The organism is Stenotrophomonas sp. AGC87 (assembly GCF_057333975.1).
Window position 1 is genome coordinate 22,321 of record NZ_JBHFHW010000030.1, and the last position, 13,038, is coordinate 35,358.

The following is a 13,038-nucleotide window of genomic DNA, read 5'->3' on the forward strand; positions in this document are numbered from 1 at the left end:
GCACCTACCGACGATCAGCACCTACCGACGATCAGGTAGCCACCGACCGTTGGTCGGTGGTCTGGCGACCGATCAACCTTCGCCGAAATGCGCGTCGGTCATGGCCATCAGCGGTTCGGCGCCGGACTGGATCGCGGCGGCGTGGCTGAGGGTGCGCGGCAGCACGCGGGCGAAGTAGAAGCGGGCCGTCTCGCGCTTGGCCTGCTTGAACGCGTCGCTCTGCGCGGAGGCCTCGGCGGCGGCGACGCTGCGGGCCCACCAGTAGGCCAGCACCACATAGCCCGAGTAGAACAGGTAATCGAAGCTGGCTGCGCCGAGTTCATCGGGGTTGGTGGCCGCGCGCTGCAGGGTCGCCATGGTCAGCTTGGCCCACTCGTCGGCCTTGGCGCGCAGCGGGGCAATGAACTCGGCCAGCGCTTCGTTGCCTTCATTGGCCTTGGCGAAGGCCTCGATCTCGGCCAGCATCAGCTTCAGCCCCGCGCCCTGGCTGGAGGCGGTCTTGCGGCCGATCAGGTCCAGCGCCTGGATGCCGGTGGTGCCTTCATACAGCGTGGTGATGCGCGCATCGCGGGCCAGCTGCTCCATGCCGTGCTCGCGGATGTAGCCGTGGCCACCGAAGCACTGCAGCGCGTTGTAGGTGTTCTCGATGCCCCATTCGGTCTGGCAGGCCTTGGAGATCGGGGTCAGGAAGCTCACCAGCGTGTCCGCGCGTTCGCGCTCGCCGGCATCCTCGGCGTGGTGGGCGACGTCGATCAGGGTCGCCGCGTGCAGGGCCAGCAGGCGGCTGCCTTCGACCAGCGATTTGATGGTCAGCAGCATGCGCCGCACATCCGGGTGGACCAGGATCGGGTCAGCCGGCTTCTCCGGGTTCTTCGCACCGCTCAGCGAACGCGACTGCAGGCGCTCGCGGGCGTACTTCAGGGCGTTCTGGTAGGCCCGCTCGGACAGGCCGATGCCCTGCAGGCCGACGCCCAAGCGCGCGGTATTCATCATGGTGAACATCGCCTGCAGGCCCTTGTGCGGCTGGCCGACCAGATACCCTTCGGCACCGTCGAAGTTCATCACACAGGTGACCGAGCCCTTGATGCCCATCTTGTGTTCGATCGAGCCGCAGCGCAGCGCATTGCGCTCGCCCACCTTGCCCTCGCGGTCGACCTTGAACTTCGGCGTGACGAACAGCGAAATGCCCTTGGCCCCGGCCGGTGCGTCGGGCAGCTTGGCCAGCACCAGGTGCACGATGTTGTCGGTGAGATCGTGCTCGCCGGCGGTGATGAAGATCTTGGTGCCGGTGATGGCATAGCTGCCATCCGCGTTCGGCTCGGCCTTGGTCTTGAGCAGGCCCAGATCAGTGCCGCAATGCGGTTCGGTCAGGCACATGGTGCCGGTCCAGCGGCCGTCGATCAGCGGCTTGAGGAAGGCGTCCTGCTGCCAGGCCTCGCCATGCTGCTTGAGCGCTTCGATCGCACCGTGCGAGAGCAGCGGGAAGTTGCCCCACGCCAGGTTGGCGGCATTGATCATTTCGTTGAGCGGCACGCCCAGCGTATGCGGCAGGCCCTGGCCACCCAGTTCCGGTGCCGCGGTCAGACCGGTCCAGCCGCCGTCCACGAACTGGGCGTAGGCCTGCTTGAAGCCCGGCGGGGTGGTGACCTCGCCGGTGGCCTGGTCGAGGACGCAGCCGATCTCATCGCCCACGCTGTTCAACGGCGCCAGCACGCTGGCGCTGAAACGGCCGGCTTCTTCCAGCACGGCATCCACCACATCGGCGGTGGCATCGGTCAGGCCAAGGCGCGCGAACAGCGGCTCGACCTTGAGCACGTCATGCAGGGCGAAACGGATATCGGAAAGCGGGGCGGTGTAGCTGCTCATCGGGGACAGTCTCGATCAGTGGCGAAGGGTGGCGGAAACCCGCCGGTCAGCGCAGGACGCCGGGCAGGCCAGGGGCCTGGTTGAGCGTGCTGCGGCTATCAATCTCGAAGGTGCGTTGCTTCTTTTCCTGCGGGGTGGCACTCACCGAACCCTTGAGCGAATAGCCCAGGGTGCGGTTGCCGGCCAGTGCGTCGGCCATCACCAGGCGGGCGCCCGAGCTCGGCTTGATGTCCACGTTGACCACATCGGCCGATACCCCGCCAATGGACAGTGCGGGCTTCAGCTGCAGCTGCCCGGCATCCTCATCGCTCACCTTCAACTGCAGCGAGACGTTGTCGAAGGTCATGGGCATCGAACTGAAGTTCTGCAGGCGCAGCGCAACCGTCCAGCTGCCATCGGCACGCACCGTCAACTCCTGCACGCTGGCGGCCGGCTCGGAAACGCGTTTGACCGTCTTGTTGCAGGCGGTCAGGGCCAGCGAGGCGATGACGATCAGGGCAAGGGCGAGGCGGGGACGGAAGCGGTGGGACATGGCGCAATCCTCAGGCGGGTGTTGCATGGGTATGAGCATACTACGGCGTATGGTGTTCGCGCTGCCTGCGGCAGCCAGACGCAAGGGTAGGGCGCCGGGATGACGGAGCCACGTGCTTTTAGTCGTGGGGCGGGCCAGGCCGGCCCGGGCGTGGGGTGAGGCCGGGCCGGGTCAATCCAGCGGCGCCATCACCCGCAGGGGGGCGAGGTCATAGCCCATTGCTTCGGCGCGGGCTTTGAGCTGCTCGAACAGGGCGGTATCCATGCTCGGCGAGCGCGACAGGATCCACAGGTACTTGCGGTCCGGCTCACCGACGACCGCCCACTGGTAGCCGGGGTCCAGCGCGATCACCCAGTAGTCGGCCCACACCAGCGGCACCCAGGAGAGCCAGTCCGGCACGAAACGCACCTGCAACCTCCCCGGGTGACCCTCGACCGGGCGTGCCACGCCATCGGCGGCGACGCGGTCGCCATCGGCTTCGCGGCAGGCGTTGTGCACGCTGATCCGTCCATCGGCACGCAGGCTGTAGGTGGCGGTGATGTCGCCCACGCATTTCTTCTGGAACGACACCGGCAGGTGCGCGATCTCATGCCACTGGCCGGCATAGCGGCCCATGTCCAGCGCCTCCACCGAGGTCACCGGCGCGGCCGCCCAGGCCGCCCCGGTGGCGGCGAGGGCGAGCAGGGCACTGATCAGATAGCGGCTGCGCATTGTCGACACTCCACACAAGACGCAGCGAGCTTAGGCATAGGCTGAGCGGAAATTGTGAATATTCCGTCATGCAGTGGCCGTCCCACGTCGCTGACGTGCGCGTGGCAGCGTGCGGCACCCGCGCTACCGACTGTCAGCGGAGAGTTCCCGCGTCGCGTTGCCGCTCTCGTCCAGGAAGCGCACCTTGGCTTCTCCCGAGGGCGTGACCACCAACTCGAGCCGCGGCTTTCCTTGACCATCGCGCAGGGTCAGCATGGCATCGCGCGCATCAGACTTGCCAAGGAACACGCGCTCGGTGATCGCAGGAATGCCCTTCCGATGAAGGGCTTCGTCCCGCTCGGAGAAGAACGGGCGGGACAGGCCATCGGCAACGTCATTGAAGGTCAGCCCTGCGTAGTGTGTCCCCGCATCATCCACGCCCAGCAGTTGCATCTGCTGGTCCTGCTGATAGCGGTCAAAGGTCAGGCTCATGCCGCTGGAGGGTTTGCCGTTCTTGTCGAGCGAACCGTTGTAGATCAGCCCGCCGTTTTCCGTTCCTTCATCGTTGAAGAACAGCATGCCTGCCATCGGGCGCGGATGAGGTTGCTCCTTGTTGTGAATGACCACCCCAGGAAACAGCGTGCGATTGGAGATCGCCAGCCGCAACGTTCCGTCAGGTTCCTTGATGTTGATGCGCTGCGCATCAATGACATCAAAGCTGGCGCTGCGCTGTGACGTCGCACCCATCATCAAGGCGGCCATGGTGAGCAGGCCGGCCGCTGCGCAGCCCAGCGTCAGTCGCCGTTGGTTTCGCTGCAGATGCGCGATCTGCGCCTGCAGCACTTCGATGCTTTCGGACATCACCTCTCCCTGTGTGTGCGGCCATGGGGACGAACAAGCGCGGCCGCAGACGATCCTGTCCGCCGGGTGAGCATGCCAGCGCGTGGCGATGGACGGCAAGGCGCGCAACGGCCCGCCCGCGGAAATCATCCCTGAGCGGTGTGCCCGCTTTGCAGCGCGCGATGGATCTCCGCCTCGATCATCGCTTCATCGTCGCGTGCGGCCCCGCGGCTGATCGTGACGATCACCAGCACCGCGCCGGCCATGAAGTAGGCAGCAGGCACCACCGCCAGACTGGCCAACAGCGCAGGCGCGAGGTCGTGTGTGTGTTGCCAGTGCTTCACCACCGCCACCAACGGAACGATGAGCAGGCTGACGAACATGCCGATCATCAGGGTGCGGATGAAGGGATGCATCTGGAACACACCTTCAAGCCGCGTGCCGCGTTCGGTGGGAATGCATCGGCCGATGAAATACGGCTTGAAAGAATTGGACACGAACGGGCGCGTCCAGCACAGGCGGATCCGTTGAGCGGAGGCCGTCCCGCGCATTCCGGCGACAGAGAGGCGCGGGCCATGCTGGATCGACTGCTTGAGGCGCAGCACGGTCACATCGATCGGGGATGTGCTGTGGAAGGCAACGGGACGTTTGCCGAACAGCGCGGCGAACAAAGCACGAACCATGTGCGCAACCTCCTTCCTTGAACGCTGCGCGATGTGGCGACGCCGCACAACAGACAAAAAAAATGACCTGCATTTCTGCAGGTCATCTGAAATTGTGGTGGCCGGGGACGGAATCGAACCGCCGACACGGGGATTTTCAATCCCCTGCTCTACCAACTGAGCTACCCGGCCACTTCATCGCTGCGTTGCCGCTGGCGAGGACGCGAATAATACGGAGGTATGAGGGGTTCGGCAAGCGTTTCGCGAAAAAAATTTCACATTTGTTTCCAAACCCATGTCTGCACACATCCAAGTGCTTGATCCAGCGGGCCCGAGCACATCACCCAAGCGCATGAACGTCGGTTCAGGCGGATGCTTTCCGCCGGTGCAGTTGATCAGCCCGTGGTGGATCGTACGTCGTCGCGCATGCACCACAACAGCACGAAGCCGATCACCATCATGATCGCCGCCAGCACCAATGCGCCCTGGTAGCTGCCGCTGTCGCGCGCCAGCGTGCCGGCGATCGCGGGGGCGATGATCTGGGCGACGCCATAACTCAGCGTCAGCGTCGCCATCGCCTTGGCAGGATTGTGCGGGTAGTGGCGACCGACCACGGTCAGGGTCAGGCTGACGATGCCGGCGAAGGTCAGGCCGAACAGCACGGCGCTGGCCGCGCCGACCCACAGCCCGCCATCCAGCAAGGGCAATACGAAAGACGTAGCCTGCAACGCATAGGCGAGCATCAATGCACGGATCAGTCCAAGCCGGTTCGAGAGCCGATCCCAGGCAAACGTCGAGGGGATGGCGGTGAGGCCGACCAGGACCCACACCCAACTGCCGTGGCCGGCGAAGGCAGGGGTCTGAACCAGGATGGCGACGATGAAGGTCGCGCTGACCACGAAGCCGACCCCCGCGCAGAAGTACGAGGCGATCAGCAGCCAGCGCCAGCGCCGCCCGGGTGGCGGGGGAGCGTTGGCCCCAGTGGCACGGGAGATCGCTGCCGGCGGCGGCATCCATGCCCAGGCCGGGATCAGGAACACCACCGCGAGGGTGCCCAGCGCGATCCACTGCTGGGAGGACGCCAGTTGATCGGCCATCGCCGCAGCCGCCAGGCCCGAGACCGCGATCCCCACCCCGAGGCCGGCGAAGTGCAGGCCGAGCTGTGGGCGGCGCTGATGCGCGAGCAGCCAGTTGAGCACCAGCCCGGAGGCGAGCAGCAGGCCGGCGGTGCTGGACAGGCCGGCCACGAAGCGCAGCACGCCCCAGGTGGCCATGTCCGTGGTGGTGCCCATCAGGCCGGTGGATACCACTGCCAGGACCAGTCCGATGCGGTAGAAGCGGAATTTCAGCTGCATGTCGCCGACCCGGGCGACCAGCACAGTGCCGGCCAGGTAGCCCAGATAGTTGAACGTTGCCAGCCAGCCGCCGCCGGCTGCCGTGAGCCCGGCGTCGAGCCGCATCACCGGCAGCAGCGGGGTGTAGGCAAAGCGCGCCAGGCCAACCGTGAGTACCAGCGCGCAGATGCCGGCCGTGATGACCTGCCAAGCGTGGCGGGGAGGCGGGATCAAGAGTGACATGGGTGGGGAGGGCAGCGGGGAGGGCCCATGGTCCGTGGACAGAGGTGACCGCGTCTTTCGATAGAATGACCCATCCTGTCGATGAGGCGTCACATGGCCACGGCGGAACCCACTGCTCCGGGTTGGCGCGAAGTCCCGGTGCCGCCGCTGCGGCGTCTGCCCTGGCCGGTGGTGGCGCGCAGCCAGCGACTGGAGGCGGGCGAGCGCTTCCCGCCGCACGTGCACGGCTGGAACCAGCTGGTCCACGCCAGCACGGGTGTGCTGCAGGCCAGCGGCAGCACACCCGGCACCTGCCATGGCCGCAGGATGCGCGCCTGCAGCGCTGGTGCCAGGCACTGTACGAGCAACCTGCCGATACCCGCAGCGTGGAGGACTGGGCGCCCTTGCTGGGGGCATCGCCGCGTACCCTGGCGCGCCACTTTGAACGCGAGACCGGCATGCGGCTGCGCGAGTGGCGGTTGCGGCTGCGCCTGCTGCGCGCCATCGAGTGGCTGGCGCAGGGGCGTTCGCCCACGGTAATCGCGCACGAGCTGGGCTATGCCTCGGCGTCGGCGTTCAACTACATGTTCCGGATCGAGATGGGCATGAGCCCGCTGCAATGGAAGCGCGCACGCCCTACGGCGTGACCGGGCAGGCCAGGCTGACCAGCCGCTCATCCTCGAAGCGTGCACGGATCGAGCCGTTGTCGGCTTTGCCTGCGGGCCACTCCGCTTTGGCGCCCGCACCAGGCAGGGGATTGCCCAGGTGGAAATACACGCGGCCACGGCTGTCGCCGACCTGCACTTTGTTGCATGCCACGATAGGTGACGCCATCTCGCCGCAGTCGCCCTGCAGCAGGCACAGGCGCGTGTGGCACTTGCCTGCACCGGACGACCAATGGCCTTGCGCGGCCAGGCAACCGGGCTCGGTCGCCAGAATCGCCCAGCATGTCAGGCCGAACACCGTGGTGGCGGACATCAACACGGGCAGCAGGTAGCGGCGTCGGCTGGAAGAGGGAACGTTCATGACGCGATCATGCGCCCTGGCCGGCGGCGCGGGCAACGCATGCGCGGTGCAGCGTACGGATGGAATGCTGTGACGCCATCGGGATGATCGGTCCCTGTCGCACATGGTGATTGCACAGCCGCGTCGTCCCGCACCGATGGAACGCTGTTTTACCCCCCGCCCGGACGTGCCTGGACGGCGTACTGTCGGGATTCCTTTTTCGTCTCCCCGGAGCGATCCACTGATGACCGCGCTCACCAACACCCGCATCGTCCTCGCCTCGCGCCCCAACGGTGCTCCCGTCTCGTCCAACTTCCGTATCCAACACGTGCCGGTTCCCGCGCCTGGCCCGGGCGAGGTGCTGCTGCGCAATCGCTATCTGTCGCTGGATCCCTACATGCGCGGTCGCATGGAGGAGGGGCCGTCCTACGCCGCACCGGTTGCGCTGGACGCGGTGATGGAAGGGCGCACCGTTGCTGAAGTGCTTGCCTCCAACCATCCCGGTTTCGCCATCGGCGAGCATGTGCTGGCTCCGGGCAACTGGCAGACGCACGCGGTCATCCATGGCGACCAGCTCAGCCGCAAGCTTGAGGACAACGGCCTGCCGATCAGTACCGCCCTGGGTGTGTACGGCATGCCCGGATTTACCGCCTATGTGGGTCTACAGGAAATCGGCAAGCCGCAGCCGGGCGAGACACTGGTAGTGGCTGCTGCCAGCGGCCCGGTGGGCGCGACGGTGGGGCAGATCGCCAAGCTGCAGGGCGCGCGCACGGTAGGCATTGCCGGTGGCGAGCAGAAGCGCGCGTATCTGGAAACGCTGGGCTTCGATGTAGCACTGGATCACCGCGCCGACGATTTCGCCGCGCAGTTGCGTGCGGCGGTGCCCGACGGCGTCGATGTCTACTTCGAGAACGTCGGCGGGCATGTGTTCGATGCGGTCGCGCCGCTGCTCAACGACTTCGCACGCATTCCGGTCTGCGGCACCATCGCTACCTACAACGCGCGCGGCGCGGTACTGCCCGGGCCGGATCGGCTGCCCGGCTTCATGAGCCAGGTACTGCGCCAGCGGCTCACCGTGCGCGGCTTCATCCAGTCCGATCTGCACGCCTTCTTCCCGGCGTTCCTGCGCGACATGGGGCAGTGGCTGAAGGAGGGCCGCGTGCAGTATCGCGAAGACATCGTGCAGGGGCTGGAGAACGCCCCCGAGGCCTTCTTTGGCCTGCTCAAGGGGCACAACTTCGGCAAGCTGGTCGTCAAGCTGGATTGACCGGCCTTCGGGTGTGAGCGCGCTGTGTGCAAGGCCACGCCGATCGTGATTCGTGCATCACGATCGGCTGGTTAGTCTGCCTTTGAAGGCGCCGTCCCGGTGCCCGCACGAGTGAGTAGAACCATGGCTGACACCAAGCCCAGCGAACACGGCAAGCAGGAAGGCATCGAAGAGAGCCAACAGGACCGCCAGCAGGACGAGACCGCCAAGCAGCGGCCGGGACAGACCGATCAGGCGATCCATGATGCAGGCACGCGCCGGCCGGAGCGCAAGGACAATCCTGAGGGCGCGTAAGTAGCAGCGCGCAGCCTGCAGAAACAAGAACGCCCCGGGAACCTGATTCCCGGGGCGTTCTGTTGAATAGTGGTGGAGCCAAGGAGGATCGAACTCCTGACCTCGTCGATGCGAACGACGCGCTCTCCCAGCTGAGCTATGGCCCCACGGATGCTGCTGCTGCGTGGCATCACCGGCCTCGGCCGTACCCCGCAATGGGCCTAGTCTAGCGCCGACCGGCGGCGCCTGCCAAGTGGGGCCTGCGTTCGGTTCAGTGCCTTCCACGCGCCGCAGTGGGCGCGCGTTCCACCTGCAGCAGCAGGGCTTTGTCCAGTTTGGCGGCCACGCCGACGCTGCGCCCGGCCAGGTTGGCCACCACGAAACTGACCGAACTACCCAGCACCTGCGCTGTCTCGGACAGGCTCAACCCGTAGTCCTGTTCCAGCCACTGCGCCATCCCGGCGGTGGCCGCGCGCAGGGCATCATCCAGCGAGCCGGCCTGGCCCAGGACCATCAACTGCGTCGCTGATTCCACCCGCGGCGCTGACTGCGCACGGGACTTGATCACCTCCACGCTGAATTCCACGTCCATCGAGGTCTCCAGCGCGTACTGCGAGGTTTCGCCATCGCCCTGCAGCGCGTGCGCATCGCCCAGGTAGAGCAGGGCGCCGGGCTGGGATACCGGCAGATACACGGTCGCGCCCTCGCGGATTTCATTGAAGTCCATGTTGCCGCCGAAGCGGCCGGTGTAGCCGGTGGAGATCGGCGCGTTGCCAAACCCAGGTGCCACCGCCAGCCCGCCAAGCATCGGCCTGACCGGCACCCAGAAGTCCTTGAGCTTGCCGCTGGCCGCCTCCGGGCGGGCACGGCCGCGTTCGCGGTCCAGGGTCCAGCGCACCGGTTTGTCCAGCGCGGTGGCCTTCGCTGCCAGGGCCGGTGTCAGCGCGCGTCCCACGATGCTGTCCAGGCTGTCGGCGTAGTCACGGTTCAAGCGCAGGCGTTTGATGTGGATCGCCAGCACATCACCGGGCTCGGCCTCCATCACGTAGAACGGCCCCGTCTGCGGATTGCCGAACAGTGCTTGGGTCTGGCCCTTGGCGTCCACGCCGCCGGAATCCAGTGTCGTGGTGCGCACGCTGTCGCCCGGCCAGACCGTCAGCACGGGCGCGCGGTGGGGCGAAAACTCATTCGAATAGGAGGTGGGCACGAAGTCATGCTGGCGTGGGCCGCCGGCCGGCCGATCGGGCAGGCGGCGTGCGCTGAAGGGATGCATCGCGCGTCGCTCGCTGGCGTTGGTGTCGGGATAATCGGCCGTACCGCGCAGGGTCGTGCCGGTCTGCTCGCCGCGGAAGCGGTAGGTCGCGCCATCGCTGCCGGTGACGACAAACGCCAGCGAGTTGCCCTGGCGGCTGCCCTGCAGGGTATCCCCATCGAAATGCCCCTCCACCGGACCCTGCTGGTCGGGCAGGGTGAGCAGCTGGTAGGCCGGGTTTCCCCACAGGTCGGTGGTGACCAGCCACTGTGCAGGCGGTTCGGCGGCTCGGGCCGCCGAGGCGGACAACAACAGGAGCAGGCAGGCCAGGTGGCGACAGGACATGCGGGGATCTCGTGGATGACCGGTTCAGTGTTCGCCGCCGCTGCCAGGGCGACAAGTGCCGGGCGACACGTGACCGTTGGCCCGGAAAGCGCCAAACGCGAACCCCGCCCTTCCGGCGCGCGCGCTGGCCGGGCATAATCCGCGCCAGAAAACGCGGCCGCATAGCCAGTGGACCAGGGGGGCCGGACAGCCGTCGCCCACAACGCCCTGACACCAATCTGCAACATCCAGCCAATACCGTGCCGCATCGCTGTCTCCACAGCGATGCCGATTTCCTATGGTGCCCGGCCATCTCGCCGGCTGCCCCGATCTGTACTACCCGAGACCTCTGCATGCCCGCTCTACGCCACGCCCCTGTGTCGACGCGTCTTCTCTCCCGCTCCCTCTCCGCCGCCGTGCTGCCGCGCCGCCGCGCGCTGGCGCTGGCCTGCGCCTCGGCCACGCTGATGCTGTCCGCTGCCGCCTCGGCACAGGACGCCCAGCCGGCCAGCGCCACCTCGCTGGACACCATCACCGTCACCGCCGACCACCGCGAACGCAACCTGCAGGAAGTGCCGGTCTCGGTCGGCGTGGTGCAGGGCGAGAAGATCCGTGATTACACCGCTGGCGGCGATGACACCCTGCTGGCGCTGTCGGGCAAGGTGCCCAGTTTCTACGCTGAAACCACCACCGGCCGCATCTTCCCGCGCTTCTACATCCGTGGCCTGGGCAACATCGATTTCTACCTGGGTGCCTCGCAGCCGGTGTCGATCATCCAGGACGACGTGGTGCTTGAGCACGTGGTGCTGAAGTCCAACCCGGTCTACGACGTGGACCAGATCGAAGTGCTGCGCGGCCCGCAGGGCACGCTGTTCGGTCGCAACACCACCGCCGGCATCGTCAAGTTCGACACGATCAAGCCGAGCCAGGACTACAGCGGCCGCGCGCAGGCCAGCTATGGCTCGTACGGCAGCGTGGCCATCGATGGCGGCTTCGGCGGCCCGATCAACGACATCGCCTCGTTCCGCGTGTCGGCGCTGTACCAGCACCGCGATGATTACGTGGACAACACCTACAGCGGCCCGAGCGCCGATGGCACGGTCTCGCCGAAGAAGAACGCGATGGGCGGCTTCGACGACCGCAACGTGCGCGCGCAGCTGCTGCTGCAGCCGAGCGACAACTTCTCGCTGCTGGCCTCGGCCCACGCACGCGATTACGACGGCACCTCGACCCTGTTCCTGCGCAGCGCGCTGACCAAGGGCTCCAACAAGACCGACGTGCCGCGCGACAAGGTCGCCTACGACGAAGCCGACAACAACCCGCAGGCCTACAAGACCTACGGCGGCTCGGTGAAGGCGATCTACGATTTCGGCAACGTCTCGCTGACCTCGATCACTGCCTACGAAACCACCTCCGGCTACAGCCGCGGTGACACCGATGGCGGCGCCGCGGTGAACTATCCGGTCAATGGCGTGCCGAACGGCTACGGCCAGTCGATGGGCCAGATCCGCGATCTGGACCAGTGGACCCAGGAATTCCGCCTGGCCAATGCCGATGACAACCGGCTGAAGTGGCAGGTCGGCGCGTTCTACTTCGACGGCCGCGACACCACCGATTTCTACCAGCGCGCCTGGTTCCTGCAGGGCAATGCCCGCAACCCGAAAAACTGGGTGCGCCTGCGCAACGTCAACACCTCCTGGGCTGGTTTCGGCCAGGTCAGCTATGACGTGACCGACAAGTTCACCCTGACCGCCGGCCTGCGCCAGACCAAGGACGAGAAGAAGACCCGTCTGCTCAAGACCGCCGATACCGCCGCCGGTGCCGTGACCTACAAGGGCCGCACCTACGTGGAAATGTCCGACACCACGCCGAGCTGGGACCTGAGCGCGATGTATGCGTTCAACCCGCAGCTGAGCGTGTATGCGCGCGTGGCCCGCGGCTTCCGCGGCCCGACCATCCAGGGCCGTTCGGCCGTGTTCAATGCCGATTTCACCACGGCGAACTCGGAAACCATCCTGTCCTGGGAAGCCGGCATCAAGAGCAGCCTGTGGGACAACCGCCTGCGCGTGAACGCCGCCGCGTTCACCTACGTGGTCAACGACATCCAGCTCAACGGCAACGATTCGGATGGCAACGGCGTGCTGTTCAACGCCGACAAGGCCAAGGCTTACGGTCTGGAAGCGGACATGGAGCTGCGCCCGATCCCGAACCTGGCCCTGAGCGCCGGTGTCAGCCTGCTGCACAGCAAGATCCAGGACGACCGCGTGTACGCGCAGGTCTGCGCGCTGAACGGCGCCGTGGTCTGCACCGTGAATGACCCGACCATCAAGGTCGGTGCCAACACGTTTGCACAGATCAACGGCAACCCGTTGCCGAACGCACCGAAGTACAACATCAACCTGGCGGCGCGTTACGACATGCCGGTCAATGACAGCGATGTGTTCTTCGTGTCCACCGACTGGAACAAGCAGGGCTACACCAGCTTCGTGCTGTATGACTCGGCCGAGTTCAACTCCAAGGGCAGCTTCGAAGGCGGCCTGAAGCTGGGTTACTCCGCCAACTACGGTGCCTGGGAAGTGGCGCTGTTCGCGCGCAACATCACCAATGAGAAGAACCTCAAGGGTGTGATCGAGAACTACATGGCCGCGGTCTACAACGAACCGCGCACCGTGGGCGTTTCGCTCAACATGAACTGGTAAGACGCGCGATCGCCGGTGCCGCAGGGCACCGGTGAGCATGATGCGTGTCTCGACAACGCCCCGCATCTGCGG

The 13,038-nt window shown here is 66.2% G+C and carries 12 protein-coding genes and 2 tRNA genes; 4 read left to right on the forward strand and 10 right to left on the reverse strand.

The features are described from left to right. Positions 1-72 precede the first annotated feature (72 nt). The 7 genes from ACE026_RS11900 to ACE026_RS11930 form a co-directional block, all read right to left on the reverse strand. Positions 73-1,866 (reverse strand): acyl-CoA dehydrogenase C-terminal domain-containing protein, encoded by a 1,794-nt coding sequence (locus ACE026_RS11900; RefSeq protein ID WP_123730684.1) that lies wholly within the window; start codon positions 1,864-1,866, stop codon positions 73-75. A gap of 46 nt (positions 1,867-1,912) precedes the next feature. Next, on the reverse strand, positions 1,913-2,398 hold the full coding sequence (locus ACE026_RS11905) for a hypothetical protein (protein WP_486039163.1): 486 nt from the start codon (positions 2,396-2,398) through the stop codon (positions 1,913-1,915). 171 nt (positions 2,399-2,569) lie between these two features. Further along, positions 2,570-3,109: a lipocalin family protein gene (locus tag ACE026_RS11910; protein WP_486039164.1), complete on the reverse strand. Its 540-nt coding sequence runs from the start codon at positions 3,107-3,109 to the stop codon at positions 2,570-2,572. A 123-nt stretch (positions 3,110-3,232) separates the two neighbouring features. Next, on the reverse strand, positions 3,233-3,949 hold the full coding sequence (locus ACE026_RS11915; RefSeq protein WP_486039165.1) for a hypothetical protein: 717 nt from the start codon (positions 3,947-3,949) through the stop codon (positions 3,233-3,235). 125 nt (positions 3,950-4,074) lie between these two features. Then, a complete protein-coding gene (locus ACE026_RS11920) occupies positions 4,075-4,599 on the reverse strand; it encodes a hypothetical protein (RefSeq protein ID WP_486039166.1) in 525 nt (174 codons plus the stop codon). A 107-nt stretch (positions 4,600-4,706) separates the two neighbouring features. Further along, positions 4,707-4,782: transfer RNA gene (locus ACE026_RS11925), tRNA-Phe, on the reverse strand. 203 nt (positions 4,783-4,985) lie between these two features. Then, entirely contained in the window at positions 4,986-6,167 is a 1,182-nt protein-coding gene (locus tag ACE026_RS11930) for a YbfB/YjiJ family MFS transporter (protein WP_486039167.1), read from the reverse strand. A 65-nt stretch (positions 6,168-6,232) separates the two neighbouring features. On the opposite strand from ACE026_RS11930, the gene ACE026_RS11935 reads away from it, so the two are divergent. Next, positions 6,233-6,793, forward strand: a complete 561-nt coding sequence (locus ACE026_RS11935) for a helix-turn-helix domain-containing protein (RefSeq protein WP_486039168.1) — start codon at positions 6,233-6,235, stop codon at positions 6,791-6,793. On the opposite strand, the gene ACE026_RS11940 is transcribed toward ACE026_RS11935, so the two are convergent. After that, the gene (locus ACE026_RS11940; protein WP_486039169.1) at positions 6,783-7,172 is read right to left on the reverse strand and encodes a hypothetical protein; all 390 of its coding nucleotides are present in this window, start codon (positions 7,170-7,172) and stop codon (positions 6,783-6,785) included. The genes ACE026_RS11935 and ACE026_RS11940 overlap by 11 nt on opposite strands. A gap of 223 nt (positions 7,173-7,395) precedes the next feature. Here ACE026_RS11940 and ACE026_RS11945 point away from each other — a divergent pair, with 223 nt between their 5' ends. Beyond that, positions 7,396-8,418 (forward strand): NADP-dependent oxidoreductase, encoded by a 1,023-nt coding sequence (locus ACE026_RS11945; protein WP_486039170.1) that lies wholly within the window; start codon positions 7,396-7,398, stop codon positions 8,416-8,418. A gap of 123 nt (positions 8,419-8,541) precedes the next feature. Next, positions 8,542-8,712 carry a hypothetical protein gene (locus ACE026_RS11950; RefSeq protein ID WP_486039171.1) on the forward strand — a complete coding sequence of 57 codons (171 nt, stop codon included), beginning with the start codon at positions 8,542-8,544 and terminating at the stop codon, positions 8,710-8,712. A gap of 70 nt (positions 8,713-8,782) precedes the next feature. Here the strand turns inward: ACE026_RS11950 and ACE026_RS11955 are convergent. Next, positions 8,783-8,858 (reverse strand) — tRNA-Ala (locus ACE026_RS11955). Positions 8,859-8,962: 104 nt separating this feature from the next. Next, a complete protein-coding gene (locus ACE026_RS11960) occupies positions 8,963-10,288 on the reverse strand; it encodes an acetamidase/formamidase family protein (RefSeq protein ID WP_486039172.1) in 1,326 nt (441 codons plus the stop codon). A 332-nt stretch (positions 10,289-10,620) separates the two neighbouring features. Between ACE026_RS11960 and ACE026_RS11965 the strand changes: the two genes are divergently transcribed. Continuing rightward, positions 10,621-12,966: a TonB-dependent receptor gene (locus ACE026_RS11965; protein ID WP_486039173.1), complete on the forward strand. Its 2,346-nt coding sequence runs from the start codon at positions 10,621-10,623 to the stop codon at positions 12,964-12,966. The last annotated feature ends 72 nt before the right edge of the window (positions 12,967-13,038 follow it).

Bases quoted from the DNA above. Each gene is read 5' to 3' on its own strand.
- ACE026_RS11945 (WP_486039170.1), top strand. From the start codon at position 7,396: ATGACCGCGCTCACCAACACCCGCATCGTCCTCGCCTCGCGCCCCAAC.
- ACE026_RS11905 (WP_486039163.1), bottom strand. From the start codon at position 2,398: ATGTCCCACCGCTTCCGTCCCCGCCTCGCCCTTGCCCTGATCGTCATC.
- ACE026_RS11950 (WP_486039171.1), top strand. From the start codon at position 8,542: ATGGCTGACACCAAGCCCAGCGAACACGGCAAGCAGGAAGGCATCGAA.
- ACE026_RS11940 (WP_486039169.1), bottom strand. From the start codon at position 7,172: ATGAACGTTCCCTCTTCCAGCCGACGCCGCTACCTGCTGCCCGTGTTG.
- ACE026_RS11965 (WP_486039173.1), top strand. From the start codon at position 10,621: ATGCCCGCTCTACGCCACGCCCCTGTGTCGACGCGTCTTCTCTCCCGC.
- ACE026_RS11915 (WP_486039165.1), bottom strand. From the start codon at position 3,949: ATGTCCGAAAGCATCGAAGTGCTGCAGGCGCAGATCGCGCATCTGCAG.
- ACE026_RS11935 (WP_486039168.1), top strand. From the start codon at position 6,233: ATGACCCATCCTGTCGATGAGGCGTCACATGGCCACGGCGGAACCCAC.
- ACE026_RS11910 (WP_486039164.1), bottom strand. From the start codon at position 3,109: ATGCGCAGCCGCTATCTGATCAGTGCCCTGCTCGCCCTCGCCGCCACC.
- ACE026_RS11930 (WP_486039167.1), bottom strand. From the start codon at position 6,167: ATGTCACTCTTGATCCCGCCTCCCCGCCACGCTTGGCAGGTCATCACG.
- ACE026_RS11960 (WP_486039172.1), bottom strand. From the start codon at position 10,288: ATGTCCTGTCGCCACCTGGCCTGCCTGCTCCTGTTGTTGTCCGCCTCG.
- ACE026_RS11900 (WP_123730684.1), bottom strand. From the start codon at position 1,866: ATGAGCAGCTACACCGCCCCGCTTTCCGATATCCGTTTCGCCCTGCAT.